This is a genomic window from Streptomyces sp. NPDC014801 (assembly GCF_043082085.1).
GTDB lineage: Bacteria > Actinomycetota > Actinomycetes > Streptomycetales > Streptomycetaceae > Streptomyces.
Genome location: NZ_JBIBXG010000008.1, coordinates 149041 through 174607 on the forward strand (window position 1 = coordinate 149041; position 25567 = coordinate 174607).

Here is a 25567-nt window from a genome sequence, read left to right on the forward strand (position 1 = left end):
CGGCCGACCGATCCGGTGGCCGGCCCCGGCCGGCCGGTCCGGTGGCCCGCCCCGCACCGGTCAGCGGTGCTCGCTCACCCGCACCACCCGCAGCTGCGGCGAGGCGAGGATGTCCCGCTCGCAGAACCGCGAGGTCACCCACCGTCCCTGCGAGAACAGCCGCGTCTGGTCGCTGAAGTGCGGCGACGCCGGGTTCGAGGACTGGGAGTACGTCAGCAGCGTGCGGGCCACCGGGCAGCGCGAGCCGTCCCAGCCCACCGCCTGGATGTAGCTGGAGCCGTGCGCCACCTCCGTGTAGCCGCCGCCGGCCGCGTTCCACACCGGCTCCACCTTGTTCCACACGCCGAGCGCCTCCGTGCCTCCCGGGACCGGGATGCGCTGCCCGCCGCGCTCCACGAACTGGTGCTCGCCCAGCGGGGAGTCCAGCGCGATGCCCGCCGCCCGCAGCTCGGCCACCGTGTCCGCGAGGGCGGTGGCGAACGCCGGGGTGTCCGTGTTCAGCGTGTGCGGCGTGCCGACCGGGTCGGACGGCGAGAACGGCACCCTCCACAGCTGAGCGGCCGGCAGCCGGCGCCACAGCCGGTCGAAGAGCAGCGCACCCCGGCTGGAGACGTTCATGGTGCGGTCCCACGCCGCGAGCACCCCGCACGCCTCCCGCACGTCGACCGCCCTGCCGTCACCGGCCGTGGCCGTGCCGCCCGGCAACGCGGCGCACGCCCGCGCCGCGTCGGCGGCGGCCAGGTCGCCCGCGGGCACCCGGTCGGCGAACTGCTGCGCCTGCAGATCCCGCACGGTCAGCCCGCCGCGCGCGGCCATCGCCGCCACGTCCTGCACGGCGCCCCGGGTGCGCAGCGTGCGCGGGGTCCCGACCGTGCCGAAGATCCGCTCGTACCCGGTCAGCGGACGGTCCGCGTTCGCCAGCCAGGCGCTGTCGTTGGAGTTCTCCGCGTACGGCGCGTCCTTCAGCACCGGCATCCGCGCGGGTCCGAACACGCCGGGCTGTACGGCGTCGGGGTCGCTGCCGAGGGCGCAGTCACCGCGTGCCCCGTCCAGCACCGCGAGTCCGGACGCCGGGTAGGTGGCCCGGCCCAGGGGCGTCAGGCAGCGCTGCGCCAGCTCGTCGGTGACCCGGGGGAGCACCTGCGACTGGGTGAACAGGGAGTGGCCGCGGGAGTCGGCGGCGATCGTGTTCACCCACGGCAGGCCCTGGGTGCGGCGCAGTGACGCCAGGACGTCGTCGGTGGAACGCGCCCGGCTGAAGCCGAGGGCGGTGTCGGCGCCGCGCAGGTTGACCGCGTTGGGGTCGTCGACGGCGTACGCGGTCGTCGCCGTCCACGGCAACGGCAGCGCGGGGCCGAGGGAGGTGGTGACGGGGCCGTACCGGGTCCACCACTGGGTGCGGGTCACGGGCGCACCGCCCTCGACCGCGACGGTGACGGTCCGGCGGGTCATCCGCTCCGGCCGGCCGTCGACCAGGTAGACGGTCGGGTCGGCCGGGTCCAGCGCGAGCCGGCGCAGGTCGAGCGTGACACCGGTGGCGACGGTGTGGCTCCAGGCGACGGCGGGCGTGTGGCCGATGGAGATCGTCGGCGAGCCGAGCAGGGAGCCACCGGCCACGTCCAGCCGGCCGGGGATGGTCTGCTGGGACTGCCAGAAGCGGCGGCCGCCCTGCCAGGGGTAGTGCGGGTTGCCGAGCAGCAGGCCGCGGCCGTTGGCGGTCGTCGCCCCGCTGAACGCGACCGCGTTGGACCCCATGTCGGCGGTGTCGGTGGCGAGCAGCGCGCGGGCGGCCCGCGCGGCACCGCCCGGGTCGGGGGCCTGGGCGGCGGGCCGGCCGGACGCCGGCGGCTGCGCGGCGGTGATCCCGTCGATCGCCCGGCCCTGACCGCCGAGCACGGACAGCGCGTAACTGCGCGCGGCCACGTCCAGCGTGGTGACCGGGCGCACCCAGGCGGCGCCCCGGCACGCCGGGTCGGTGATCCGGTTCTGCGCCAGCCACGCGTTGTACCCGGCGGCGAAGCCCCGCATCAGCTCCTTGGCGTCACGGCTCGGTCCGGCCGGCGCCGGCTGCCGCAGCAGCCTCTCCACGGTGCCGGCCTCGCGCACCCCGCGGAAGTACAGGTCGCTGGAGAGGTTGGTGGCGGCCGACGACAGCGACCCGTCGGTCGCCGCGGCCGGCCCGAAGTGGCGCGAGCGCTCGCCCCGCACGGTCACGAAGCCGTCGGCGAGCGTGCAGACCTGGTCGGCGGCCTGTGCCCAGCCGGTGCCGAAGCCGAGGCCGGCGTAGGAGCGGGCGAGGATGTGCGGGATGCCGTACTCGGTGTACCGGATGACGGCGGACAGTCCGCCGTGCGCGGGACGGTCCTCGCGGGCGGGCCGTTCGGCGGCGGCCGCCGGCAGCGCGGACGCCGCCATGAGCAGCGCGGCGGCCGCGACGACGGCGCGTCTGGAACGGATGCGCATCGTGCCTCCCAACATCGTCGGGGGAAGGAGCGGCGAGCGTACCAGTCGGTATGTGCCGGTGACAGCAGGCGTGTTGGGAGGAGATGCGGAGTCCACGCGGATCGGTGCGGGTCCGTCCGGAGGCGGTGCGGGGACCGCCGAGCGACCGCCCGGAGGCGCTGTGGGGCGTGCCCCCACCTGTCCGGCGGCGTGACGGGGCGTGCCCGCCGGACCTGTCGCACCGCCGTTCACGCCCCCCGCCCGTGACGCCCCGCCGCGTCCCCCGGACCGCGCACGTGTCTTGACCCTCCCGGCGCGTGCGCCGAGGATCATGAGGCATGACGCCCGGACACGGCAGCACCGTCGACGGCGTGCTGCGCCGCAGCGCCCGCCGCACCCCCGCCCGCGTCGCCGTCACCTACGGCGAGCGCAGCTGGACCTACGAGCAGCTCGACGACGCCGTCTCCCGCGCGGCGGCCGTCCTGCTCGGCCGGGGCCTGGCACCCGGCGACCGCGTCGCCGCCTACGGCCACAACTCCGACGCCTACCTCATCGCCTTCCTCGCCTGCGCCCGCGCCGGCCTGGTGCACGTCCCCGTCAACCAGCACCTCACCGGCGACGACCTCGCCTACCTCGTCCGCCAGTCCGGCAGCACCCTCGTCCTCACCGACCCGGACCTCGCCGGCCGGCTTCCCGAGGGGTCACGGACGCTGGCGCTGCGGGACGCGGACGGCTCGCTCCTCGGCCTGCTGGCCGGGGCGGAGCCGTACGACGGGCCGGAGCCGCGCAGCGAGGACCTGGTGCAGCTGCTGTACACCTCCGGGACCACCGCCCTGCCCAAGGGCGCGATGATGACCCACCGGGCGCTGGTCCACGAGTACCTGAGCGCCATCACCGCCCTCGACCTGAGCGCCGGCGACCGCCCGGTCCACTCGCTGCCGCTGTACCACTCGGCGCAGATGCACGTCTTCCTGCTGCCCTACCTCGCCGTCGGCGCCACCAACGTCATCCTCGACGCCCCGGACGGGGAGCGGTTGTTCGACCTGATCGAGGCCGGCCGCTGCGACAGCCTCTTCGCGCCGCCGACGGTGTGGATCGCCCTGGCGAACCGCCCGGACTTCGCGACCCGCGACCTCGCCGGGCTGCGCAAGGCGTACTACGGCGCCTCGATCATGCCGGTGCCCGTGCTGGAGCGGCTGCGCGCGCGGCTGCCGCACCTGGCCTTCTACAACTGCTTCGGGCAGAGCGAGATCGGCCCGCTGGCCACCGTGCTCGGCCCCGAGGAGCACGAGGGGCGCATGGACTCCTGCGGGCGCCCCGTGCTGTTCGTGGACGCGCGGGTGGTCGACGAGGACGGCAAGGACGTGCCGGACGGCACCCCCGGCGAAATCGTCTACCGCTCACCGCAGTTGTGCGAGGGCTACTGGGACAAGCCCGAGGAGAGCGCCGAGGCCTTCCGGGACGGCTGGTTCCACTCCGGCGATCTCGCGGTGCGCGACGCCGACGGCTACTTCACCATCGTCGACCGGGTCAAGGACGTCATCAACTCCGGTGGGGTCCTCGTCGCCTCCCGCCAGGTCGAGGACGCCCTGTACACGCACGAGGCCGTCGCCGAGGCCGCCGTCATCGGGCTGCCGGACGAGCGCTGGATCGAGGCGGTCACCGCGGTCGTCGTCCCGCGCGGGGAGGTGACGGAGGAGGAACTCATCGCCCACGCGCGGGAGAAGCTCGCCGCGTTCAAGGCGCCCAAGCGGGTCGTGTTCGTCGACGCGCTGCCGCGCAACGCCAGCGGGAAGATCCTCAAGCGGACCCTGCGGGACCGGCTGGCGCGGGACTGAGCCGGCTATAGGGGGTGTCTCGTCGATCACGCCGGGCTCGCGGCGCCTGGCACCGCACCTCGCCGCGTTGTCGTCACTCCCCGATGCTCCGCATCGACTCCCTCCTCCGCCTTGCGATGCACGGCACCAGACGCCGCTCCCTGATCCGGCCTGATCGACGAGACACCCCCTAGCGCAGCGCCGTGTCCACCAGGCGCCGGATCTCCTGCACGCTGACCGCGCGGTCGTTCACCAGCCGGTCGAAGACCAGCCCGTCCACGCAGGTCAGCAGCGTCAGCGTGCGCTCCTCGGCGTCGGCGTGCCCGTGCGCCGCGACGAAGGCCCGCACCAGGTCGCGGCCGGGGTTCTCGCGCGGCAGCAGGATCTCCCGCAGCTCCGGGTGGTGCACGCTCTCCAGCGCACAGGCGTAGCGCGCGAGGGAACGGCGCCGGCCCTCGCCGGTGAGCCGCCGCTCGGTGAGCGCGGCGATCCCGGCGACCAGGTTCTCGGCCGTCAGCGGCGCCGGCGCCGCCTCGCCGGCCGCCCGCAACTCGGCCTGGTCGAGCGCCACCAGCCGCCGTACCAGCGCCGTCAGCAGCGCCTGCCGGGTGCGGAAGTACGCCGAGGTCGTCCCGGACGGCAGACCGGCCGCCCGGTCCACGGCACGGTGGGTCAGCCCGCGCATCCCGGCGTCGGCGAGCACGCCGATGGCCGCGTCGGCGAGCAGGGTACGGCGGTCGGACGGCGCGGCGGGCCGGTCGCCGGGCACGGCACGTCCCCCGGGGGATCCGTCGATGGGCATCCCCCTTTTCTACACCCCGGTTTCTACAGCTGTAGAGAGCGGGCGTACGCTGCTGCCGTCCTTCTACATCTGTAGAAGCTTCGGCGATCGAGGAAAGGGGGCGGCATGCGCAAGAGCGCGGTGGTCGTGGGCGGAGGCATCGGCGGGCTGGCGGCCGCGATCGGACTGCACCGCACCGGCTGGGAGGTGACCGTCACCGAACGCGCGCCGGTCCTCGCCGACGTCGGCGCCGGCATCTCCCTGCACGCGAACGGTCTGCGCGCCCTGGACGCGCTGGGCATCGGCGCCGCGGTCCGCGCCGCGGCCCGGCCCGAGTACACCGGCGGCACCCGCACCCCCGACGGCCGGTGGCTCGCCCGGATGGACGGCGCGGCGCTGGCCCGCGCGGTCGGCGACCCGATCCACGGCATCACCCGGGCCGACCTGCACCGGCTGCTGCGCGAGGCCCTCCCGGCCGACCGGCTGCGGGTCGACGCGGAGGTCACGGGCGTGGACCGCACCGACCCGGCCCGGCCGCGGGTGCTGCTGGACGGCGAGGCGCTGGAGGCCGACCTGGTGGTCGCCGCCGACGGCGTCCGCAGCCGGCTGAGGTCGCAGCTGCTGCCCGGCCACCCCGGGCCGGTGCACAGCGGCTCGACGATCCTGCGGGCGCTGACCGACGGGCCGCTCGCGCTGCCCACCGACTTCTCCCTCACCTGGGGCCGGGGCGTCGAGTTCGGCCACCTCGCCCTCGCCGACGGCCGCGCGGAGTGGTTCGCCGTGCTCGGCACCGCGCCCGGCGACCGGACCGGCGACGGGTGGGACGTACGGGACTCCCTGCCCGGCGGAACGGGCCCGCGGGGCTCCCGACGAACGGAGACGCCGGCCGTGGACGGGGCGCGGGACTCGTGGCAGGCCGACGCCCTGGCCGCGCTGCGGGAACGGTTCGCCGGGTGGCACGACCCGATCCCCGCGCTGCTGGACGCCACCCGCCCCGACGCGGTGCTGCGCCATGACGTCCACGAACTGGCCACGCCCCTGCCCACGTTCACGGCCGGCCGGGTGGCCCTGCTCGGCGACGCCGCGCACGCCATGACCACCAACCTCGGCCAGGGAGCCTGCCAGGCGCTGGAGGACGCGGTCGTACTGGCCGCCGCGCTGGCCGCCGAGCCCTCCGTCGAGGCGGCCCTGACCCGCTACGACGCCGAACGCCGCCCGCGCAGCACCGGCGTCGCCCGCGCCGCGCGCCAGGCCGGCCGCATGGGCCACCAGCTCACCCACCCGCTGGCCGTCGGCCTGCGCAACACGGCCGTCCGGCTCACCCCCGCCCCGCTGATGCTGCGCGGGCTGCTGCGGCACGCCGACTGGACACCGCCGGCGCTCGCCTGACGGGCCGTCGCGCCTGCCGGGCGGGACCCGCCTGCCGGGCGGGATGGGCTGCCGGGCGGGATGCGCCTGCCGGGCAGGGCACGCCTGCCGGGCGGGGCACGCGTGCCGGGCCGGAGGCGCCGTGCGGGCGCCGGCTCCGCCGGGTCAGCGCGGGCGCAGGTCGACGATCCGGCGGATCTTGCCGACCGAGCGCTCCAGGGACTCCGGGTCGACGATCTCGACGGCCACCGAGACGCCGACGCCGTCCTTCACGGCCGCCGCGATGGACCGCGCGGCGGCCTCGCGCGCCTCGGGACCGGCGTCGGGGCGGGCCTCGGCGCGAACGGTGAGGGCGTCCATGCGGCCCTCGCGGGTCAGCCGCAGCTGGAAGTGCGGGGCGACGCCCGGCGTGCGCAGCACGATCTCCTCGATCTGGGTGGGGAAGAGGTTCACTCCGCGCAGGATCACCATGTCGTCGCTGCGGCCGGTGATCTTCTGCATCCGCCGGAAGGCGCGGGCCGTGCCCGGCAGCAGCCGGGTCAGGTCCCGGGTGCGGTAACGGACGATCGGCATGGCCTCCTTGGTGAGCGAGGTGAACACCAGCTCGCCCTCCTCCCCGTCCGGCAGCACCTCGCCGGTGATCGGGTCGACGACCTCCGGATAGAAGTGGTCCTCCCAGACGTGCAGACCGTCCTTGGTCTCCACACACTCCTGGGCGACGCCGGGGCCGATCACCTCCGACAGGCCGTAGATGTCGACGGCGTCGATGCCGAACCGCTCCTCGATCTCCCGGCGCATCTCCTCCGTCCACGGCTCGGCGCCGAAGATGCCCACCTCCAGCGACGTGGAGCGCGGGTCGACGCCCTGCCGCTCGAACTCGTCGAGCAGGGTGAGCATGTACGACGGGGTCACCATGATGATCCGCGGCCCGAGGTCCTGGATCAGCTGCACCTGGCGGGCGGTCATGCCGCCGGACGCGGGGACGACCGTGCAACCGAGCCGCTCGGCGCCGTAGTGGGCGCCCAGGCCGCCGGTGAACAGGCCGTACCCGTACGCGATGTGCACGGTGTCGCCCGGGCGGCCGCCCGCGGCGCGGATCGAGCGGGCCACCATGTCCGCCCACAGCGACAGGTCGCCGTCGGTGTAGCCGACGACGGTGGGGCGGCCCGTGGTGCCGCTGGAGGCGTGCAGCCGGCGGATCCGGTCCCGGGGGACGGCGAACAGGCCGAAGGGGTAGTTCTCGCGCAGGTCAGCCTTGACGGTGAACGGGAAGCGCGCCAGGTCCTCGAGCGTGCGGCAGTCGTCCGGGTGCACGCCCGCCTTGTCGAAGGCCTCACGGTAGAACGGCACGTTCGTGTACGCGTGCCGCAGCGAGGACCGCAGCCGCTGAAGCTGCAGCTCCCGCAGGGCGTCCCGGTCGAGCCGTTCCCCCTCGTCCAGCAGGTCCGCCGTCGCATCCGCCATCGGGACTTCTCCCTCACCAACCATGCCAATCCGGGCGACCGATCATTCGGTCGAGCTGCTGGAGATCAGTAATCCAGGCGCGGCGGACACAAGGCAAGGGGGAGAGCGGCACTTTTTCGCGCGACGGCCGCGCGACCGGGCCCGCACCGCCGGACATCCACGGCCCGGCCGCCTCCGGCACCTCCGGCTCCGCACGGCCCGGCCGCCTCCGGCTTCGCACGGCTCGGCCGCCTCCCGCACCGCCGGAAACCCCTTGCCGGGAGCCCGCGCGGCAGCCCATGCTCGGCCGCATGCCGATCTTCAGCGCCTTCGACGGGACGGAACTCGCCTACCACGAACAGGGCACGGGGGAGCCGCTCGTCGTGGTCCCCGGAGGACCCATGCGGGCCTCCGCCTATCTGGGGGACCTGGGCGGTCTCGGGCGGCACCGCCGTCTCGTCCTGCTCGACCTGCGCGGCACCGGCGACTCGGCCCGGCCGGCCGACCCGGCGACGTACCGCTGCGACCGGCAGGTGGACGACCTGGAGGCGCTGCGCGTCCACCTGGGCCTGGACCGGATGGACCTGCTCGGCCACTCGGCGGGCGGCAGCCTCGCCGCCCTGTACGCGGCCCGCCACCCGCGGCGGCTGTCGCGCCTCGCGCTGGTCACCACCGCGCTGCGCCCGCTCGGGCTGCGGGCGAGTGCCGAGGACCGGCTGGCCGCCGCCCGGCTGCGGCCGGAGGGGCCGGGCCACGACGAGGCGCTCGCGGCGCTGCGCGGCTGGCTCGCGGGGGAGCGGGAGTACGACCTCGACCTCGCGCCGTTCTTCTACGGCCGCTGGGACGACGCCGCCCGCGCCCACGCCGCGTCCGAGGCGGCGCAGACCCACGACGAGGCCGCCGACCGCTACTTCGACCCGGCCGCCTTCGACCCGCCGGCGACCCGGGCCGCGCTGTCCGCGCTGACCGCCCCCGTCCTCTTCCTCGCCGGGGAACTCGACGGCGGCCCCCGCCCGGACCTGGCGCGCCGCGCGGCCCGGTCCTTCCCGCGGGCCGAGGTCGCGGTGCAGCCGGGCGCCGGCCACTACCCGTGGCTGGACGACCCGGAGTGGTTCGTCCGGCGCGTGACGGCGTTCCTCGACGCGCCGGCGTAGGAGCGCGGAGGTCCCGGGCATACGGGGCCCCCGGCGAAGGTCACCAGCCGCGTCGTACCGCGCCCCGGCCCACCGCCGACAGCAGGGAGCCGATGGTGGCGCCGATGGCCAGGTTCACCGCGGCGGTGCCCAGCCGGGTGCCCGTCGAGGCGGCCGTCGTGAAGGGGAACAGGACGGCCGCCGCCGTACCCGTGGCGATCAGCCAGGTGAGGACGCGACCGGGGCGCGGCACCGTCAGCGCGAGGACATGGACCAGACCGGTCGCCGCGAGGGAGGCGACGGCCGCGGCGGCCGCGAGCCTCCCGGTGGAGGCGCTCGCCATCACGTCGTCGCCGCGCGGCACCAGCAGTGCCACGCCCAGCACCCCGCGCACCACCAGCAGTGCCGCCACCGCCGCGAGCCCGGCGACGCCGGCCGCCATCACCCCGCCGGACCACAGCCGCCCGGCGTCGACGCCCGGCCCCCGCCGCGCCGTCCGGCGCTCGGTACCGGCCCGCGGGGCGGGACCCTGGGGCGGGGCCGCCTTCGGGGTGGCCTGCGAGGTGCCCCGGGGCGGGTCGGATGTCTCCATGCGTGACCTCCTGACGTGCTGCCGCGCCTGCGCCGCCCTGAGCCGGCGTGCGCTGCCCTCAGTCAAGAGCCCCCGCGCCCCGGCCGCATGTCGGGACGGGAACGCGGGGCACGCTTCACCCGGACGGGCTCAGCCCAGCCGCTTCAGCAGTTCCTGCGCGAGCGGCGCGGACGACGCCGGGTTCTGGCCGGTGACCAGGTTGCGGTCGGTGACGACGTGCGGGGCCCACGGCTCGGCGGCCTCGACGTGCACGCCCGCCTCGGTGAGCCGGTCCTGCAGCAGCCACTTCGCCTTGTCGGCGAGCCCGCCCTGGATCTCCTCGGCGTTGGTGAAGGCGGCGACGCGGTAGCCGGCGAAGGCGTTGGTGCCGTCGGCCCGCTGGGCGGCCAGCAGCGCGGCCGGGCCGTGGCAGACCACGCCCAGCGGACGCCCGGAGTCCAGCGCGTCGACCAGCAGGCGCCCGGAGCCGGCGTCGACGGCCAGGTCCTCCATGGGGCCGTGGCCGCCGGGGTAGAAGACGGCCGCGTAGTCGTCGAGCGTCACGTCCTCCAGCCGGACCGGCCGGCGCAGCTCGGTCATCGCGTCCAGCGCGGCGGCGATCCGGTCGGCGTTCTCCTGCCCGCCGTTCACCTCCGCCGCGAGGCTGGCCTTGTCCACGGGCGGCACCACACCGCCGGGAGTGGCGACGACGATCTCGTGGCCGGCGGCCTTGAACGCCTCGTACGGGGCGACGGCCTCCTCGGCCCAGAAGCCGGTGGGGTGCGGGGCGCCGTCGGCGAGCGTCCACCGGTCGGCGCCGGTCATCACAAACAGGATCTTGGCCATGGTGTCTCTTCCACGCGTTCGGTGAGCGGTGACTGTCACGATCGACCGTAGGAGCCGCGCTCCTCGTTTTCCAATGGACATCCCCATGGCAGCCATCGGATTCCCTATGGCTCACCGAGTGCTCCGGCGCGTAGATTCGGCCTCGTGACCGAGCAGCTCGACCTCAACCACCTGCGCACCTTCCTCGCCGTCCACCGCTCCGGCTCCTTCACCGGCGCCGCCCAGGTGCTGGGCCTGTCCCAGCCCACGGTCACCGCCCAGATCCGGGCGCTGGAGCAGCACAGCGGCCGTGAGCTGTTCACACGCGGGCCGCGCGGCGTCGTCCCGACCGCCGTCGCCGACGAACTCGCCGCCCGCGTCGCCCCGGCGCTGGACGAGCTCGCCGTGGTGGCCGGCCCCGGCCCCGCCGCCGGCCGCCGCGCCCCCGTGCACCTGGCGGGCCCCGCCGAACTGCTGTGCACCCGGGTGCTGCCCGCCCTCGCGCCGCTGGTCGCCGACGGCGTACGGCTGCGCGTGACCCCCGGCCTGACCGACCCGCTGCTGGACGCGCTGCGCGCCGGCCGCCACGACCTGGTCATCGCGACCACCCGCCCACGCGGGCGCAGCCTGACCTCTGTGCCGCTGACCGACGAGGAGTTCGTGCTGGTGGCGGCGCCCGAGTGGGCCGACTCCCTGCGTCAGCGGCTCGCCGTCGAGGGAGCGGCCGTGCTGCACGCGGTCCCGCTGATCACCTACGCCGAGGACCTGCCGATCGCCCGCCGCTACTGGCGTCATGTCTTCGGCCGCCGGCTGTCGTGCCCGGCGGCCGTCACCGTGCCGGATCTGCGCGGGGTGCTGGCCGCGGTGGAGGCGGGCGCCGGGTTCACCGTGCTGCCCCGCTATCTGTGCCTGGAGCAGCTGGCCCGCGGGACCCTCGTGCCGCTGCACGAGCCCGAGGACCCGCCCATCAACACCGGTTTCCTCGTCCAGCGCCCCGGCCCCGGCGACAACCCGGACGTGGCGCGGGTGCGCGATCTGCTGCTGCGGGTGGCACGCGACTGGTAGCGGACGCCCGGGCGGGCGTGTAGGCACGCCCGCGCGGGGTACTGCGGCGCTTCGCGGACGTACGGCGTCTTCCCTGAGCAGCCGATCTTCCCGGAGGAGCAGCATGACCTCCCGCACGGTCCGGGTACCGGCCGACGGTGCCCTCCTCACCGGGGACCTGGTGGTGCCGCCGGGCGCGCGGGCCGTGGTGCTCTTCGCGCACGGCAGCGGCAGCTCCCGGCACAGCCCCCGCAACCGGATGGTCGCCGAGCGGCTGCGTGAAGCCGCCCTCGGCACCCTGCTCGTCGACCTGCTGACCGAGGAGGAGGACGCCCGCGACCGCGTCACCGCCGAACTCCGCTTCGACATCGGCCTGCTCGGCGAACGGCTCGCGGCCGCCCTCGACTGGCTCGGCCGGGAGGAGACCACCCGGGACCTGCCCGTCGTGCTGTTCGGCGCCAGCACCGGCGCCGCCGCGGCACTGGTCGCGGCGGCACAGCGGCCGGAGCGGGTGCTCACCGTGGTCTCGCGCGGCGGCCGCCCCGACCTGGCGGACGACGCGCTGAAGGCCGTGACCGCCCCGGTCCTGCTGCTGGTCGGCGGACGGGACACCGAGGTGCTGCGGCTCAACGAGGCCGCCGCACGCGACCTGGGCGGCCCGCACACCCTGCACGTCGTGCCCGGCGCCACGCACCTGTTCGAGGAGCCCGGCGCGCTGGAGGAGGTGGCGGACACCGCCCGCCGCTGGTGCGCGGACCACCTGGCGCCGCACGGCTGAACGGCCCCGGGCCGGGCGGGGGACGGACGCCGCTGCCCTGGGGGCAGCGGCGTCCCGGACGTCAGGGCAGCGGAGTGCCGCCGGTGGCGTTGACGATCTCCGCGGTGATGTACGACGCCTCCTGCGAGGCGAGGAAGACGTACGCCGGCGCCATCTCGGCCGGCTGCGCGGGCCGCCCGATCGGCGCCTGCTTGCCGAACTCCGCGGTGTCCGGCAGCGTCGCCGGAATCAGCGGCGTCCAGACCGGGCCGGGCGCCACGGCGTTGACCCGGATCCCGCGCTCGATCAGCATCTGCGCGAGCCCCTGGGTGAAGGTGACGATCGCGCCCTTGGTCATCGCGTAGTCCAGCAGGTGCGGGCTGGGCTTGTACGCCTGCACGGAGGTGCTGTTGATGATGCCGCCACCCTCGGGGATGTGCGGCACGGCGTACTTGGTCAGCCAGAACATGCCGTACAGGTTGGTGCGCATCACCCGGTCGAACTGCTCGGTGGAGATCGCCTCGATGCCCTCCGGCTGGGACATCTGGTACGCGGCGTTGTTCACGAGCACATCGATCCGGCCGAACTCCTGCACCGCCCGGTCCACGAGCGCCTTGCAGGTGTCCTCCTCGCGGATGTCGGCCGAGACCGGCACCGCCCGGCGGCCCGCCTCCTCGACCAGACGGGCGGTCTCGGCCGCCTCGTCCTTCTCGCTGTCGAGATGTGTGAAGAGCACGTCCGCGCCCTCGCGGGCGAACGCCAGGGCGACCGCGCGGCCGATGCCCGAGTCGCCGCCCGTGATCACCGCCTTGCGGCCGGTCAGCCGCCCGCTGCCGCGGTAGGACTCCTCGCCGTGGTCGGGCGGCGGGTCCATGGGGCCGGTCCAGCCGGGATGCGGCTGGTCCTGCGCGGGGAAGTCGGGCTGCGGGTGCTGCTCGGTGGGGTGCTGGGGTTCGTTCACGGTTCCCTTCCTCAACGTTCGTCCCGCACGCGGTTCACCGCTGGTAGAGGCCCACCAGGGTGCCGCTCGCGAGGTGCTGCTCGTCCACCGCCTCGTGCACCTGGCCGGCGGAGGGCGCGTCGGGCAGGACGCACGGCTCCCCGAGGGCGTACAGGCGGAAGAAGTACCGGTGCGCGTCGTCGCCGGGCGGCGGATGCGGGCCGCCCCAGCCGCGCCGGCCGTAGCCGTTGACCAGCTCTCTCCCGCCGGGCGGCCCGCTGCCCGGCTCCACGCCGGTGCTGCGCGGGTCGACGCCGACCACGACCCAGTGCACGAACGTCCCGGACGGGGCGTCCGGGTCCTCGCACAGCAGGACCAGTTCCGCGGTGCCGTCCGGCACGCCGGACCAGGTGAGCGGCGGGGAGACGTTCTCGCCCTCCAGGGCGTAGTGGCGGGGGATGACGGCGTGGTCGCCGAACGCGCTGCTGCTCAGTTCGATACCGGCCATGCGGCCGGAGTACCCGAGGGGCGGGCGTGCATGCGGGGGCATGGGATGCGCGGGTTGCGGCGGGTGGGCCCGTCCCGGCAGGGTGGGGGGCCGTGGCCACCTTGCTGATCGTGCATCACACGCCGTCCCCCAACTGCCAGGCGCTCTTCGAGGCCGTCCTCGCCGGCGCCACCGCGCCCGAGATCGAGGGGGTGCGGGTCGTACGGCGTCCGGCGCTCGCCGCGACCGCCTCCGACGTGCTGGAGGCCGATGGCTATCTGCTGGGCACCCCGGCCAACCTCGGGTACATCTCGGGGGCCCTGAAGCACTTCTTCGACCAGGTCTACTACCCGTGCCTGGACGCCACGCGCGGCCGGCCCTTCGGGGCGTGGGTGCACGGCGGCAACGACCTCACGGGCGCGCTGCGGGCCCTGGACGCCATCACGACCGGCCTCGGCTGGCGCCGCGCGGCGGACCCGGTCACGGTCACCGGCGAGCCCACCAAGGCCGACACCGAGGCGTGCTGGGAACTGGGGGCCACCCTGGCCGCCGGCCTCATGGAGTGACCCCCGGGCCCGAGGCCCTCGACAGGCCGGGGCACCGCGTGTACCGGGCCGCGCCGCCGTCACCTCCTCAGCGCTGCAGCTTGATCTTGCTGACCGCGGAGACACCGAGGGCGGCGAGGACGATCTGGATGATCACCTCGATCCAGTCGAAGCCCTTGGTGTCGGCCACGCCCAGGCCCGCGGCGATTGCGGTGCCGATGAACGCGGCGATGATGCCGATGACGATGGTCCAGAGGATGCCGATGCGCTGGCGGCCCGGGACGACGAGGCGGCCCAGAAGGCCGATCACGATGCCGACAACAAGGGCGCTGATGACGCCGGAGATCTCCATGAGCGGTCTGTCACCCCTTCGTGCGTTGGTGGGGCCCGAGTGCCCGTTCGAATCCCCGGCAGTCCTGCCGAGGGGGGCGGCCCAGGGCCTCCGCGTGAGGACACAAGGGCCGCCCGCAAGGCCTGCCCGCCGGTCCGGACCACGTCTCGCCCGCCGGCCCGGCCCGCCGGAATTCCACCGTCCGTTTGTCGTCGCCCGTTCGGGCTACGCTGCAAGCAGTCAGCGTTCCGCGACAGGGGAGGTACCCCATGAGCCGGCTCATTCGTGACGTGATGCATCCCGGCGCGGTCGCGGTGGAACCGATGACGACGCTGGAGCGGGCCGCCCTCGTCATGCGCGACCAGGACGTCGGCGACGTCCTCGTCGCCTACGACTGCGACCTGTTCGGCGTCCTCACCGACCGCGACATCGTGGTCCGCGCCGTCGCAGACGGCTGCGACCCGCACACCACGGCCGTCGGCACGGTGTGCAGCCGGCCGCCGGTGGTCACCGTCGCGCCGACCGACACCACCGATCACGCGATCAAGCTCATGCGCGAACACGCCGTGCGGCGGCTCCCGGTCGTCGAGCACGGCGGCTGCCCGGTCGGCATGGTCAGTCTGGGCGACCTCGCCACTCTGGAGGACTCCACCTCGGCGCTGGCCGGGATCAGCGCGGCGAACCCCAACCACTGACCGCCCGGCGGGCCCGGGGGGCTTGCCGTGCCGGGACGCCCTCTGCTTGGATTGCGAGTCCAGACGATGGACTGAAAATCCAGAAGGGGGACGGGTGACCGCATCCGCCCGCGACGCCGAGCGCGACGCGATCCTCGCCGCGCTGGCCCCGGTGGTCCACGGGATCGCGGCCACCTTCGGCCCGGTGTGCGAGGTCGTCCTGCACGACTACCGCAAGCCCGAGGCGTCGGTCGTGGCCGTGGCCGGCTCGGTGACCGGCCGGACGGTCGGCGGGGCGATGAGCGAGATCGGCATGCGCGTGCTGGCCCGCGGCGACGACGCCGCCGACGAACTGAACTACGTCACCCGCACCGGCGCCGGCACGCGCGTGAAATCCTCCACGATGGTGCTGCGCGACTCGGCCGGCGCGGTCTTCGGCGCCCTGTGCGTCAACCTCGACGTCACCGCCGTCGACCGGGCGCAGGCCCTGCTCGGCGCCCTCGCCGGTGCCGCCGGCAGCGCCGCCGAGCCGCCCGTCACCACCTTCGGCGACGACATCGACTCCGTCGTCGACGCGATCGTCGACGACCGGCTGCGCCGCCAGGACCAGACCTGGGCCGGCCTCGACCGCACCCGCCGCCTCGCCCTGTTCCGCAGCCTCGACGAACAGGGCGTCTTCGCCGTGCGCCGCGCCGTGGAGCAGGTCGCCGCCCGCCTCGGCATCTCGCGCGCCTCGGCCTACAGCTACCTCGCCCAGTCCCGCACCACCGCGCCCGCAGAGGGAGACCGTTCATGACCAGCGCGCCGATCACCCTGGACGACGTCCGCGACGCCGCCGAGCGGCTCAGGGGCGTCGCCCACCGCACCCCCGTGCTGCGCTCGCGCACCCTCGACGAGCGCGTCGGCGCCGAGGTCTTCCTCAAGTGCGAGAACTTCCAGCGCGTGGGCGCCTTCAAGTTCCGCGGCGCCTACAACGCCGCCTCCCGGCTCACCCCGGAGCAGCTGCGGCGCGGCATCGCCGCGTACTCCTCCGGCAACCACGCGCAGGCCGTCGCCCTCGCCGCCCGCGAGCTCGGCACCACCGCCGTGATCGTCATGCCCGAGGACGCCCCGCCGTCCAAGCGGGCGGCCACCGAGGGCTACGGCGCCGAGATCGTGACGTACGACCGCTACACCGGCGACCGGGCGGCCATCGCCGAGAAGCTGGCCGCCGAGCGGGGCCTGACCGTCGTCCCGCCGTACGAGCATCCGCACGTCATGGCCGGGCAGGGCACCGCCGCCCTCGAACTGCTGGAGGAGGCGGGGGAGCTGGACGCCCTGGTGGTGCCGGTCGGCGGCGGCGGGCTGATGGCGGGCAGCGCCACCGCGGCCACCGCTCTGCGGCCCGGCATCCGGATGATCGGCGTCGAACCGGAGGCGGGCGACGACACCCGGCGCTCGCTGGAGGCCGGGCGGCGCGTCGAGATCCCGGTGCCCCGCACGATCGCCGACGGTCAGGCCCTGCCCACGCCCGGGGAGCTGACGTTCTCCGTCAACCGGCGGCTCGTCGACGCCGTCGCCCTGGTCTCGGACGACGAGATCCGGCAGGCGATGGTGTTCGCGTTCGAGCGGCTGAAGATCGTCCTGGAGCCCAGCGGCGCCACCCCGCTCGCCGCGCTGCTCTCCGGCCGGGCGGGAGCACTGCCCGGCCGCGTCGGGCTGATCCTGTCCGGCGGCAACGTCGACGCCGAGCGCTTCGCCCGGATCGTGCAGGGCGGCAACTGAACGCCCCCGTCACCCGAATGGCGGCCGTGCGCGCACGGACGGAGGATGGTGGCACGGGGTGCGGCCCCGCCGCTCATCCTTGCGTCCGCAGGGGGACGAGACCGGCCCCGGCCGCCGGGAGGCGGCGGGAAGGGAGGAGCGTCATGTTGGAGGCCAAGACGCTCGACAAGCCGGACGAGCGGCGTGATTTCCCCAGGGGCCACCTCGAGGCCGTCCACCTGCCGGGCTGCGACTTCGCCGTGGCGACGTTCGAACCGGGCTGGCGCTGGTCGGAGTCCGTCGGGCCGATCGTCGGCACCGAGAGCTGCCAGGTGAATCACAACGGCTACGTCGTCCAGGGCCGGATGTGCATCCGCATGGACGACGGCACCGAAACGGAACTCGGCCCGGGCGACGTCTTCGTGTGCTCGCCCGGACACGATGCCTGGGTCGTGGGTGACGAACAGTGCGTGGCCTACGACTTCGAGGGCCAGATGGCCAAGGAGTACGCCAGGAAGTGAGGCGGCGGCCTCCGGTGGGGCGTCACACCGGGAGCAGACGCCCCACCAGCGCGCTCAGCTGACCGACCGTGCGGCACTCGTGCATCTCGACGACATCGGCGTACGCGGGTGCCGCGGAGTCCCCCGTGCCCCACTGGGCGCGCGGCTCGGGGTTCAGCCAGTACACCCGGCGGGCCTGCCCGGCGATCTCGCGCAGGGCGGGCAGGTTCGGGTCGCTCAGGTTGGTGCGGGCGTCGCCCAGCACGAACACGGTGGTGCGCGGGCCCACCGCGCCGCCGTAGCGCTGCACGAACTCGCCCAGGGCGACGCCGTAGTCGCTGCTGTCGTGCCAGCCGGTGAGCGTGGCCTCGGCGCGGATGCGCCCGCCGAGCCCCTCGGGGTCGGCCGTGCCGCGCACCAGCAGCCCGGTCACCTCGTCGACGCGGTTGACGAACGCGAACACCCGCACCTTGGAGAACTGGTCGTGCAGCGCCTGCACCAGCAGCATGGTGAAATCCGAGAACCCGGACACCGATCCCGACACGTCGCACAGCAGGATCAGTTCGGGCCGGGCGGGCCGGCGCCGCCGCAGCACCGGCCGCATCGGCACCCCGCCCGTGGACAGCGAGCCGCGCAGGGTGCGCCGCAGATCGACGGTGCCGCGGGCGGCCCGCCTGCGCCGGGCGGCGAGCCGGGTCGCCAGTTTGCGGGCCAGCGGCTGCACCGTCCGCCGCAGCTCGGCCAGTTGCTCCCGGCCGGCGTACAGGAAGTCGACCCGGTCCACGGTCGGGGCCACCGCCCGCCGGGCGATCTCCTCACGCCCGCGCCGCTCGGCCACCCGCCGCCGCGCCTCCGCCGCCACCATCGCCCGGAAGCCGTCGATACGGCCGCGGATCTCGTCCTCCAGCAGCCGGTCCGCGAAGCCGCCGCCCCCGCCCTGGGCCCGCACCCGGTCCCGGACGGGCGCGAGCAGCGTCTGCGGCCGCAGCCGCTCCAGAGTCTGGTACGAGGAGAAGCCGTCCGAGCCGGAGGGACCGCCGTATCCGCCGAGCGCGTCGACGGCCTCGGCCGCCAGCCGGCCGAGCAGCGCGCTGTCGCCGGCCGCCAGGGCCGCCGTGAGCCGCTCCCGCAGCTCCTGCCGTCCGGCCTTCTCCTCGCCGCCACCGCCGACGGCCCGCGGGAAGTACAGGTCGAAGACCGGGTCGAACACCGGCCGCTGCCCGGCGGTGTGCAGCAGCGTGGCGGCCAGCCCCTCCCGCAGCAGCTCCCGGTCGGCCAGGCCCAGCGCCGCCACCGCCGAGGCCGCGTCCACGCTCTCCCCGGTGCCGATGCGCACCCCGTGCGTCCGCAGCGCGGCCACGAGGCCGGTCAGCCGCGCCGCGAGATCCGCCTCCCCGGCCGGGTGCGTCATACGGCGTCCAGGTCCAGCTTGGCCGCCGCCCTCAGCACGTCGTCCTGGTGCTTGAGCAGCACGCCCAGGGTGTCCCGTACGACGTCCTCGTCCAGGGTGTCCGCGCCGAGCGCCAGCAGCGTGCGGGCCCAGTCGACGGTCTCCGCCACCGAGGGCACCTTGCGCAGCTCCATGGCCCGCAGCGCGCCGACCACCCGCACCACCGACTCGGCCAGCGCCGTGTCCAGCTCCGGCACCTTCAGCCGCACGATCCGCCGCTCCAGCTCCTGCTCGGGGAAGCCGATGTGCAGGAACAGGCAGCGGCGGCGCAGCGCCTCCGACAGCTCGCGGGAGGCGTTGGAGGTGACCACGACGAAGGGACGGCGGGTCGCGGTGATCGTGCCCAGCTCCGGCACGGTCACCTGGAAGTCGCTGAGCACCTCCAGCAGCAGTCCCTCGACCTCGACGTCGGCCTTGTCCATCTCGTCGATCAGCAGCACCTTCGGCTCGTCGCCGCGGATCGCGGTGAGCAGCGGCCGGGAGAGCAGGAACTCCTCGCCGAAGATGTCGGTGCGGGCCTCGTCCCACGTCTCGTCGCGGCCGGCGCTGATCCGCAGGAGCTGCTTGGCGTGGTTCCACTCGTACAGCGCCCGGGACTCGTCCACGCCCTCGTAGCACTGCAGCCGCACCAGCCGTGCCTCGGTGACCTGGGCGACGGCCTTGGCCAGTTCCGTCTTCCCGACCCCGGCCGGGCCCTCCACCAGCAGCGGCTTGCCCAGCCGTGCGGCGAGGAAGACGGTGGTGGCCACGGCCGGCGAGGCCAGATAGCCGGTCTCGGCCAGACGGGCGGAGACCTCGTCGACGGACGTGAACACCTTCGCCTCCGTGGGGGTGCGGTGCGACTCGGGACGGGCTCCTATCTAAGCGCTTGTTCAGCCGCGTGTCACCCGGTGCCCGCCCCGCATGGGTCACTCCGCCGGCCGCGCATGTGCCACTCCGCCCGCCCCGCGATGCCCCGCTTCCCGTCAGCGGAACGCCTCGACGTGCCGGCGCGCCCAGTCGGCGAAGGTCAGCGCCGGCCGGCCGAGGAGACGCTCCACCTCCCCGGTCACCCGCCGCTCGGCGGCCGTCGGCGTACCGAGGATGTCCAGCGTGGTGTCCGCGACCGGCTCCGGCAGGAACGCCGGCAACTGCGCCCGCGCCTCCTGCCGGGTCAGTTCGACGAATCGCACCGGCTCGCCGAGCGCCGCCGCGATCGCCTCCGCGCGCTCGCGGGGCGTGGTCGGGGCCGGACCCGTCAGCTCGTGGATCCGCCCCGCGTGGCCGGGCTCCCGCAGCGCCAGCGCCGCGACGCCGGCGATGTCGGCCGGGTCGACGCTCGGCAGGCCCACGTCCCCGAACGGCGCCGCCACGACCCGCTCGGCGCGCACCGAGGCCGCCCAGGCGAGGGCGTTGGAGTGGAACCCGCCGGGACGCAGGACGGTCCACTCCGCGTCCGCCTCGCGCACCGCGTCCTCCACGGCCTTCACCGCCTGTCCGTGGGAGGGCGACTCCGGCCGGGTCGCGACCCCCTGGGACGACAGCAGGACGATCCGGCGCACGCCGCCGGCCTTCGCCGCGTCGACGATGTCCCGCGGCCTGATCTGCCCCAGGCTCGCCCCGCCGTTCTGCAGGAACACCGCGTCGGCCCCCTCGAACACCGGCCGCAGGGACTCCGCGTCCGTCAGATCCGCCGGCACCGCCCGCACGCCCGGCGGTACGTCCTTCGGCCCGATGCCGCGCGAGGTCGCGGTCACCCGCTCCTGCGACCCGGCCAGGATCCGCACCAGTTCACGGCCGACGTTCCCGGTCGCACCCGTCACCACGATCATGCTGAACTCCCCGTCCCGTACGTCTTGTTGGCGATGACGGGGACGCTAGCACCGGCGATATAGTAGGTACCTAGAGGAAAGTGACTTACCCAAGGGGATGCGCATGGCCGTCCGGACCCTCCGCGAGGAGACCGCCCCCGAACTGGCCTGCCCGGTCAGTCCGGTGGTCGACATCGTGTTCTCCCGCTGGACCACACCGATCCTGTGGACCCTGCACGCCCACGGGCGCCAGCGCTTCGTCGAACTGGAGCGGCGGATCACCTCCATCACGCCCAAGGTCCTCACCCAGCGGCTGCGCCGGCTGGAGCGCGACGGTCTCGTCACCCGCACCTATCACCCCGAGGTGCCGCCCCGCGTCGAGTACGAGATCAGCGCGCTCGGTCTCACCCTCGCCCCGCTCTTCGCCCACCTCGCCGACTGGGCCGCCGGCCACCTCCCCGAGGTCGAGCGGGCACGCGAGCGCTACGACGAAGCCCCCAACCGGTAGGCGCCGCCGACGGGGTCGCGCAGCGCCTACCGGTTGGGGGCCGCCGGTCAGCCGACGAGGACGACCTCCAGGGTGCGCGGGCCGTGGACGCCCTCGACGCGGTCGAGTTCGATGTCGCTCGTCGCCGACGGACCCGAGATCCACGTCAACGGACGCGTGGGGTCGAGGCGTTCGAGGGCCTGCGGGACCGAGGAGACGACCTGCTCGGGCACCCGCACCACACAGATGTGGTGGTCGGGGATCAGGGTGATCCGGCGCCGGCCCTGGTCGGGGGAGCCGTCGAGGACGAGGGTGCCCGTCTCGGCGATCGCCACGGCGCAGCCGGTGACGACGCTGTCGACCTGGTCCAGCTCGTGCGGGGTGCTCTCGGCCCGGTCGCCGACAGGGGTGGCCTCGGCTGCCGACAGCCACTCCGGTGGCAGTCCCTGCGGCACCAGCACCGTCCTCGACCCGTGCGCGGCGAGGATGCCCGCGACGGTCGAGGCCAGGTCCGCGGCCGAGGTGCGGTGCACCACCGCCCGGTAGTCCGCCAGGTTCTCCGCCAGCAGCTCCACCGTCTGCTCGACGGTCCGCTCGCCGTGCTCGGGCAGATAGTCCCGCGCGAGCACCTCCTCGTACGGCCGCTCGTCGGGGGTCACGTCCGCCAGGGCGCGCCGCACCCGGCCGAGGATCCGCTCCCTGCTGCTCACCTGGTCTCCTCCTTGCCGCCGCGCGTGCGCTGCCACCAGTCCCGGAACGGCTCCGCCGGCACGGCCGGCAGCTCCCGGCTGCCCGTCCACGCCCGGCCGGGTCCCGGCAGGGTGCGGGGATGGAACCGGCGGGTGCGCGAGGCGAGCCGCTGCCCTGCGCCCAGCGCCCCGGGGTGGGTGAACGCCCAGCGCGCCGCGCGCATCGCGGCCCGCTCGGCGGCGTGCCCCTTGGCGGGCTTGAGCACCACCTTGTTGCCGCCGCGTACCGCCGGGCCGCCCTCGACGACCCGCTCCCGCAGATGCACCAGCACCTCGGGGATGTCGATGGCGACCGGGCAGACCTCGTAGCACGCCCCGCACAGCGAGGAGGCGTACGGCAGCGAGGCGTCGATCTCGCTCCCGGTGCCGCGCAGCTGGGGGCTGAGGATCGCGCCGATCGGGCCGGGGTAGACCGAGCCGTAGGCGTGGCCGCCCGCCCGCTCGTACACCGGGCAGACATTCAGGCAGGCCGAGCAGCGGATGCAGCGCAGGGCCTGGCGGCCGACCGTGTCGGCGAGGGTGTCGGTGCGACCGTTGTCGAGCAGCACCAGATGGAAGGTGCGCGGCCCGTCCCCGTCCGTCGTCCCGGTCCAGGTCGAGGTGTACGGGTTCATCCGCTCGGCGGTGGAGGAGCGGGGGAGGGTCTGCAGGAACACCTCCAGATCCCGCCAGGTGGGCACCACCTTCTCGATGCCGACGACCGAGATCAGCGTCTCGGGCAGGGTCAGGCACATGCGGCCGTTGCCCTCGGACTCCACGACGACCAGCGTGCCGGTCTCCGCGACCATGAAGTTCGCGCCGGAGACGCCGACCTTGGCGCGCAGGAACTTCTCCCGCAGATGCAGCCGGGCCGCCTCCGCCAGCTCCGCCGGGGTGTCGGTCAGCCCCTCGGGCGCCGGGCGGCCCCAGTCGGCCATCTCGGAGCGGAAGATGTCCCGGATCTCGCCGCGGTTGCGGTGGATCGCCGGGACCAGGATGTGCGACGGCCGGTCCTTGCCCAACTGCACGATCAGCTCGGCGAGATCGGTCTCGTAGGCCCGGATGCCCTCGGCCTCCAGCGCCTCGTTCAGCCCGATCTCCTGCGTGGCCATCGACTTGACCTTGACGACCTCCGACTCGCCGGTGGCCTTGACCAGTTCGGTGACGATCCGGTTGGCCTCCTCGGCGTCGGCCGCCCAGTGGACGACGCCGCCCGCCGCGGTGACCGACTCCTCCAGCTGCACGAGGTAGCGGTCGAGGTGGCGCAGCGTGTGATCCTTGATCCGCCGGCCGGCCTCCCGCAGCTCGGCCCAGTCGGACACCTCGGAGACCGCCTTGGCCCGCTTGGCGCGGATGGTATGGGTGGCGTGCCGCAGATTGCCGCGCAGCGTCTCGTTGCCCACCGCCTCGCGCGCGGCCCGGGGAAAGGCCGGCATCCCCAGATAGGTCCCGCTCATACCGCCGGTTCCTCCTCCGTGCTCGCCAGGATCTCCGCGATGTGCACCGGCCGCATGCCGACCCTCAGCCGGGCCATGGTCCCGCCGATGTGCATCAGGCAGGAGTTGTCGGCCGCGCACAGCACCTGCGCGCCGGTCGACTCGGCGTTGCGCACCTTGTCCGCGCCCATCGCCGCCGAGACGTCGGCGTTCTTCACCGCGAACGTGCCGCCGAAGCCGCAGCACTCCTCCGCGCCCGGCAGCTCCACCAGTTCCAGGTCCTTGACGGCCCGCAGCAGCCGCAAGGGACGGTCGCCGAGCCCCAGCGAGCGCAGCCCGTGGCAGGTCGGATGGTAGGTGACGGTGTGCGGATAGCGGGCGCCGACGTCCGTCACACCCAGCACGTCCACCAGGAACTCCGTCAGCTCGTACGTCTTCGGCACCACCGGCGCCACCGCCGCGGCCAGCGAGTCCCCGCGTCCCTCGGCCCGGGCCCGCTCGCCCATCCGCGGATACAGCTCCCGCACCATCGCCCCGCACGAGCCCGACGGCGTCACGATCGCGTCGTAGTCGCGGAAGACCTCGGCGTAGCGCCGGGCCAGCGGCTCCGCCTCGTGCCGGTACCCGGTGTTGTAGTGCGCCTGCCCGCAGCAGGTCTGCGCGGCGGGGAAGTCCACCTCGACGCCCAGCCGGTTCAGCAGTTTCACCACGGCGCGGCCGGTGTCCGGATAGAGCGTGTCGTTGACGCAGGTCAGGAACAGGGCGACACGCATCGCGGCTCCTCGGGAATCGATCATCGGACGAGTGCAGGGTAGTCGGCGCCCTGGGGGCCCGGGGAGACCCGGCTCACGGGGCGGCGAGCCGGGTCTCGGCCTCCCGCCAGCGCTCCGTGCCGCCGCGCGGCTCGTACCGCGTGAGCGGCTGGGTGCGCACCAGCAGGCGCCGCATGCCGGTCAGATCGCCGACCAGCCCGTGCGCCCGGGCCTGCACGAGGACGTTGCCGAGCGCGGCCGCCTCCGTCGGGCCGGCCACCACCGGGAGCCCGCAGGCGTCGGCGGTGAGCTGGCACAGCAGCGCGTTGCGCGTGCCGCCGCCGACCACGTGCACGACGTCCACCGGATGCCCGGCCAGCCGCTGGGCGTCCTGGACCGCCCGCCGGTGGGCGAGCGCCAGGGAGTCCAGGATGCAGCGCGTGATCTCGCCCGGTGTGCCGGGCACCGGCTGCCTGGAGTCCCGGCACGCCGCGGTGATCCGCTCCGGCATCCGGCCCGGCGCCAGGAACGCCGCGTCGCCGGCGTCCACCACGGAGCGCAGCGCGGGCGCGGCGGCCGCCTCCCGCAGCAGCGCGCCCAGGTCCCGCTCGCCCCAGGCCCGCTGGCACTCCTGGAGCAGCCACAGGCCCATGATGTTGCGCAGGTAGCGGACCGTGCCGTCCAGGCCCAGCTCGTTGGTGAAGTTGGCGGCCCGGCTCTCCTCGGTCAGCACGGGCGCGTCCAGCTCCAGACCGGCCAGGGACCAGGTGCCGGTGCAGATGTACGCGAACCGTTCACCGGCCGCCGGGACCGCGGCCACCGCCGACGCCGTGTCGTGCGACCCGACCGCCATCACCGGCACCGGCCCGCGCAGACCGGTCTCCTCCAGCACCTCGGGCCGCAGCAGCCCGGCCGGATCGCCGGGCTGCCGCAGCGGCGCGAACAGCCCGAGGTCGATGCCGAGCCGCTCGGCGAGGCCGGACGCCCACGTCCGGGTCCGCGGGTCGATCAGCTGGGTGGTGGAGGCGTTGGTCAGCTCGGTGCCCTGCTCGCCGGTCAGCCAGTACGTCAGCAGGTCCGGCACCAGCAGCACCCGCGCGGCCTGGGCGAACTGGGCGGTGCCGGCGGCCGCCGCCAGCTGGTAGAGCGTGTTGAAGGGCGCGTACTGGACGCCGGTCGCCGCGTACAGCTCGGCCGCCGGCACGGTCGTCCACACCTTCTCCGCGACCCCGTCGGTGCGCCCGTCGCGGTAGTGCACCGGGTTGCCCAGCAGCGCCCCGTCGGCATCGAGCAGGCCGTAGTCCACGGCCCAGCTGTCGATGCCCACGGAGTCGGCCTGCCCGGCCGCCCGCAGCCCGTCCAGCACCCCGGCGTACAGCGCGAGGATGTCCCAGCGCAGCCCCTCGGGTGTCCGCACGGGCCGGTTGGGGAACCGGTGCGCCTCGGTCAGCTCCAGCGAGTCCGGGCTCACCCGCCCGGTCATCACCCGCCCGCTGGAGGCGCCCAGATCGACGGCGGCGTAC

26 protein-coding genes are annotated in these 25567 nt (G+C 74.8%); 11 read left to right on the forward strand and 15 right to left on the reverse strand.

Features of this window, described 5'->3' with window-relative positions; translation table 11 throughout:
* Positions 1-60 precede the first annotated feature (60 nt).
* On the reverse strand, positions 61-2463 hold the full coding sequence (locus ACF1AL_RS20565; protein WP_391826793.1) for a penicillin acylase family protein: 2403 nt from the start codon (positions 2461-2463) through the stop codon (positions 61-63).
* Between the two features lie 317 nt (positions 2464-2780).
* On the opposite strand from ACF1AL_RS20565, the gene ACF1AL_RS20570 reads away from it, so the two are divergent.
* Positions 2781-4280: an acyl-CoA synthetase gene (locus ACF1AL_RS20570; protein ID WP_391826795.1), complete on the forward strand. Its 1500-nt coding sequence runs from the start codon at positions 2781-2783 to the stop codon at positions 4278-4280.
* A gap of 169 nt (positions 4281-4449) precedes the next feature.
* On the opposite strand, the gene ACF1AL_RS20575 is transcribed toward ACF1AL_RS20570, so the two are convergent.
* Positions 4450-5061 carry a TetR/AcrR family transcriptional regulator gene (locus ACF1AL_RS20575; RefSeq protein ID WP_391777504.1) on the reverse strand — a complete coding sequence of 204 codons (612 nt, stop codon included), beginning with the start codon at positions 5059-5061 and terminating at the stop codon, positions 4450-4452.
* Between the two features lie 105 nt (positions 5062-5166).
* On the opposite strand from ACF1AL_RS20575, the gene ACF1AL_RS20580 reads away from it, so the two are divergent.
* Complete coding sequence (locus ACF1AL_RS20580; RefSeq protein WP_391826797.1) at positions 5167-6429, forward strand: FAD-dependent monooxygenase; 1263 nt, start codon at positions 5167-5169, stop codon at positions 6427-6429.
* A gap of 144 nt (positions 6430-6573) precedes the next feature.
* On the opposite strand, the gene paaK is transcribed toward ACF1AL_RS20580, so the two are convergent.
* Positions 6574-7872, reverse strand: coding sequence for a phenylacetate--CoA ligase PaaK (gene paaK / locus ACF1AL_RS20585; RefSeq protein WP_386417743.1), 1299 nt, complete (start codon positions 7870-7872; stop codon positions 6574-6576).
* Positions 7873-8162: 290 nt separating this feature from the next.
* Between paaK and ACF1AL_RS20590 the strand changes: the two genes are divergently transcribed.
* Positions 8163-9005: an alpha/beta fold hydrolase gene (locus tag ACF1AL_RS20590; RefSeq protein ID WP_391826799.1), complete on the forward strand. Its 843-nt coding sequence runs from the start codon at positions 8163-8165 to the stop codon at positions 9003-9005.
* 40 nt (positions 9006-9045) lie between these two features.
* Here ACF1AL_RS20590 and ACF1AL_RS20595 read toward each other — a convergent pair whose 3' ends face one another.
* Positions 9046-9576 (reverse strand): DUF6069 family protein, encoded by a 531-nt coding sequence (locus ACF1AL_RS20595; protein WP_391700050.1) that lies wholly within the window; start codon positions 9574-9576, stop codon positions 9046-9048.
* 129 nt (positions 9577-9705) lie between these two features.
* Positions 9706-10401, reverse strand: a complete 696-nt coding sequence (locus ACF1AL_RS20600; protein WP_391826802.1) for a type 1 glutamine amidotransferase domain-containing protein — start codon at positions 10399-10401, stop codon at positions 9706-9708.
* A 144-nt stretch (positions 10402-10545) separates the two neighbouring features.
* Between ACF1AL_RS20600 and ACF1AL_RS20605 the strand changes: the two genes are divergently transcribed.
* The gene (locus tag ACF1AL_RS20605) at positions 10546-11445 is read left to right on the forward strand and encodes a LysR family transcriptional regulator (protein WP_391826804.1); all 900 of its coding nucleotides are present in this window, start codon (positions 10546-10548) and stop codon (positions 11443-11445) included.
* 103 nt (positions 11446-11548) lie between these two features.
* Complete coding sequence (locus ACF1AL_RS20610; protein WP_391818275.1) at positions 11549-12202, forward strand: dienelactone hydrolase family protein; 654 nt, start codon at positions 11549-11551, stop codon at positions 12200-12202.
* A gap of 61 nt (positions 12203-12263) precedes the next feature.
* Here the strand turns inward: ACF1AL_RS20610 and ACF1AL_RS20615 are convergent, their stop codons facing one another.
* Positions 12264-13142 (reverse strand): SDR family oxidoreductase, encoded by an 879-nt coding sequence (locus ACF1AL_RS20615; RefSeq protein WP_391658657.1) that lies wholly within the window; start codon positions 13140-13142, stop codon positions 12264-12266.
* Positions 13143-13176: 34 nt separating this feature from the next.
* The gene (locus ACF1AL_RS20620) at positions 13177-13629 is read right to left on the reverse strand and encodes a YbhB/YbcL family Raf kinase inhibitor-like protein (protein WP_391658656.1); all 453 of its coding nucleotides are present in this window, start codon (positions 13627-13629) and stop codon (positions 13177-13179) included.
* A gap of 92 nt (positions 13630-13721) precedes the next feature.
* Here ACF1AL_RS20620 and ACF1AL_RS20625 point away from each other — a divergent pair, with 92 nt between their 5' ends.
* Positions 13722-14174 carry a flavodoxin family protein gene (locus ACF1AL_RS20625; RefSeq protein WP_391777511.1) on the forward strand — a complete coding sequence of 151 codons (453 nt, stop codon included), beginning with the start codon at positions 13722-13724 and terminating at the stop codon, positions 14172-14174.
* A gap of 67 nt (positions 14175-14241) precedes the next feature.
* Here ACF1AL_RS20625 and ACF1AL_RS20630 read toward each other — a convergent pair whose 3' ends face one another.
* Positions 14242-14505, reverse strand: coding sequence for a GlsB/YeaQ/YmgE family stress response membrane protein (locus tag ACF1AL_RS20630; protein ID WP_366840274.1), 264 nt, complete (start codon positions 14503-14505; stop codon positions 14242-14244).
* A gap of 248 nt (positions 14506-14753) precedes the next feature.
* Between ACF1AL_RS20630 and ACF1AL_RS20635 the strand changes: the two genes are divergently transcribed.
* The 4 genes from ACF1AL_RS20635 to ACF1AL_RS20650 all read left to right on the forward strand — a co-directional run bounded on the left by ACF1AL_RS20635 (position 14754) and on the right by ACF1AL_RS20650 (position 17422).
* Positions 14754-15179, forward strand: a complete 426-nt coding sequence (locus ACF1AL_RS20635; protein ID WP_366840273.1) for a CBS domain-containing protein — start codon at positions 14754-14756, stop codon at positions 15177-15179.
* A gap of 94 nt (positions 15180-15273) precedes the next feature.
* Positions 15274-15954 (forward strand): transcriptional regulator, encoded by a 681-nt coding sequence (locus tag ACF1AL_RS20640; RefSeq protein ID WP_391700067.1) that lies wholly within the window; start codon positions 15274-15276, stop codon positions 15952-15954.
* Positions 15951-16922: a threo-3-hydroxy-L-aspartate ammonia-lyase gene (locus ACF1AL_RS20645; protein ID WP_391777512.1), complete on the forward strand. Its 972-nt coding sequence runs from the start codon at positions 15951-15953 to the stop codon at positions 16920-16922. The genes ACF1AL_RS20640 and ACF1AL_RS20645 overlap by 4 nt, the downstream gene beginning before the upstream one ends.
* Positions 16923-17065: 143 nt before the next feature.
* On the forward strand, positions 17066-17422 hold the full coding sequence (locus ACF1AL_RS20650; protein ID WP_391700072.1) for a cupin domain-containing protein: 357 nt from the start codon (positions 17066-17068) through the stop codon (positions 17420-17422).
* A gap of 22 nt (positions 17423-17444) precedes the next feature.
* On the opposite strand, the gene ACF1AL_RS20655 is transcribed toward ACF1AL_RS20650, so the two are convergent.
* From ACF1AL_RS20655 to ACF1AL_RS20665, 3 genes are all read right to left on the reverse strand, one after another.
* Positions 17445-18812, reverse strand: coding sequence for a VWA domain-containing protein (locus ACF1AL_RS20655; RefSeq protein WP_391826807.1), 1368 nt, complete (start codon positions 18810-18812; stop codon positions 17445-17447).
* Positions 18809-19666, reverse strand: a complete 858-nt coding sequence (locus ACF1AL_RS20660; RefSeq protein WP_391658649.1) for an AAA family ATPase — start codon at positions 19664-19666, stop codon at positions 18809-18811. Before ACF1AL_RS20660 ends, ACF1AL_RS20655 begins: the two co-directional genes overlap by 4 nt.
* Positions 19667-19816: 150 nt before the next feature.
* Entirely contained in the window at positions 19817-20662 is an 846-nt protein-coding gene (locus tag ACF1AL_RS20665) for an NAD(P)H-binding protein (RefSeq protein ID WP_391826809.1), read from the reverse strand.
* A 97-nt stretch (positions 20663-20759) separates the two neighbouring features.
* On the opposite strand from ACF1AL_RS20665, the gene ACF1AL_RS20670 reads away from it, so the two are divergent.
* Positions 20760-21149 carry a winged helix-turn-helix transcriptional regulator gene (locus ACF1AL_RS20670; RefSeq protein WP_391826811.1) on the forward strand — a complete coding sequence of 130 codons (390 nt, stop codon included), beginning with the start codon at positions 20760-20762 and terminating at the stop codon, positions 21147-21149.
* Positions 21150-21196: 47 nt separating this feature from the next.
* Here the strand turns inward: ACF1AL_RS20670 and ACF1AL_RS20675 are convergent, their stop codons facing one another.
* The 4 genes from ACF1AL_RS20675 to ACF1AL_RS20690 all read right to left on the reverse strand — a co-directional run bounded on the left by ACF1AL_RS20675 (position 21197) and on the right by ACF1AL_RS20690 (position 25527).
* Entirely contained in the window at positions 21197-21838 is a 642-nt protein-coding gene (locus tag ACF1AL_RS20675) for a lactate utilization protein C (protein WP_391826813.1), read from the reverse strand.
* Complete coding sequence (locus ACF1AL_RS20680) at positions 21835-23313, reverse strand: lactate utilization protein B (RefSeq protein WP_391818265.1); 1479 nt, start codon at positions 23311-23313, stop codon at positions 21835-21837. Before ACF1AL_RS20680 ends, ACF1AL_RS20675 begins: the two co-directional genes overlap by 4 nt.
* Positions 23310-24065 carry a (Fe-S)-binding protein gene (locus ACF1AL_RS20685; protein WP_391826815.1) on the reverse strand — a complete coding sequence of 252 codons (756 nt, stop codon included), beginning with the start codon at positions 24063-24065 and terminating at the stop codon, positions 23310-23312. The genes ACF1AL_RS20680 and ACF1AL_RS20685 overlap by 4 nt, the downstream gene beginning before the upstream one ends.
* A gap of 73 nt (positions 24066-24138) precedes the next feature.
* On the reverse strand, positions 24139-25527 hold the full coding sequence (locus ACF1AL_RS20690; protein ID WP_391826996.1) for a rhamnulokinase family protein: 1389 nt from the start codon (positions 25525-25527) through the stop codon (positions 24139-24141).
* Positions 25528-25567 lie beyond the last annotated feature (40 nt).

Bases quoted from the DNA above. Each gene is read 5' to 3' on its own strand.
- ACF1AL_RS20665 (WP_391826809.1), bottom strand. From the start codon at position 20,662: ATGATCGTGGTGACGGGTGCGACCGGGAACGTCGGCCGTGAACTGGTG.
- ACF1AL_RS20685 (WP_391826815.1), bottom strand. From the start codon at position 24,065: ATGCGTGTCGCCCTGTTCCTGACCTGCGTCAACGACACGCTCTATCCG.
- ACF1AL_RS20630 (WP_366840274.1), bottom strand. From the start codon at position 14,505: ATGGAGATCTCCGGCGTCATCAGCGCCCTTGTTGTCGGCATCGTGATC.
- ACF1AL_RS20600 (WP_391826802.1), bottom strand. From the start codon at position 10,401: ATGGCCAAGATCCTGTTTGTGATGACCGGCGCCGACCGGTGGACGCTC.
- ACF1AL_RS20680 (WP_391818265.1), bottom strand. From the start codon at position 23,313: ATGAGCGGGACCTATCTGGGGATGCCGGCCTTTCCCCGGGCCGCGCGC.
- ACF1AL_RS20575 (WP_391777504.1), bottom strand. From the start codon at position 5,061: ATGCCCATCGACGGATCCCCCGGGGGACGTGCCGTGCCCGGCGACCGG.
- ACF1AL_RS20655 (WP_391826807.1), bottom strand. From the start codon at position 18,812: ATGACGCACCCGGCCGGGGAGGCGGATCTCGCGGCGCGGCTGACCGGC.
- ACF1AL_RS20595 (WP_391700050.1), bottom strand. From the start codon at position 9,576: ATGGAGACATCCGACCCGCCCCGGGGCACCTCGCAGGCCACCCCGAAG.
- ACF1AL_RS20580 (WP_391826797.1), top strand. From the start codon at position 5,167: ATGCGCAAGAGCGCGGTGGTCGTGGGCGGAGGCATCGGCGGGCTGGCG.
- ACF1AL_RS20620 (WP_391658656.1), bottom strand. From the start codon at position 13,629: ATGGCCGGTATCGAACTGAGCAGCAGCGCGTTCGGCGACCACGCCGTC.
- ACF1AL_RS20570 (WP_391826795.1), top strand. From the start codon at position 2,781: ATGACGCCCGGACACGGCAGCACCGTCGACGGCGTGCTGCGCCGCAGC.
- paaK (WP_386417743.1), bottom strand. From the start codon at position 7,872: ATGGCGGATGCGACGGCGGACCTGCTGGACGAGGGGGAACGGCTCGAC.
- ACF1AL_RS20565 (WP_391826793.1), bottom strand. From the start codon at position 2,463: ATGCGCATCCGTTCCAGACGCGCCGTCGTCGCGGCCGCCGCGCTGCTC.
- ACF1AL_RS20650 (WP_391700072.1), top strand. From the start codon at position 17,066: ATGTTGGAGGCCAAGACGCTCGACAAGCCGGACGAGCGGCGTGATTTC.
- ACF1AL_RS20590 (WP_391826799.1), top strand. From the start codon at position 8,163: ATGCCGATCTTCAGCGCCTTCGACGGGACGGAACTCGCCTACCACGAA.
- ACF1AL_RS20610 (WP_391818275.1), top strand. From the start codon at position 11,549: ATGACCTCCCGCACGGTCCGGGTACCGGCCGACGGTGCCCTCCTCACC.
- ACF1AL_RS20645 (WP_391777512.1), top strand. From the start codon at position 15,951: ATGACCAGCGCGCCGATCACCCTGGACGACGTCCGCGACGCCGCCGAG.
- ACF1AL_RS20670 (WP_391826811.1), top strand. From the start codon at position 20,760: ATGCGCATGGCCGTCCGGACCCTCCGCGAGGAGACCGCCCCCGAACTG.
- ACF1AL_RS20635 (WP_366840273.1), top strand. From the start codon at position 14,754: ATGAGCCGGCTCATTCGTGACGTGATGCATCCCGGCGCGGTCGCGGTG.
- ACF1AL_RS20690 (WP_391826996.1), bottom strand. From the start codon at position 25,527: ATGACCGGGCGGGTGAGCCCGGACTCGCTGGAGCTGACCGAGGCGCAC.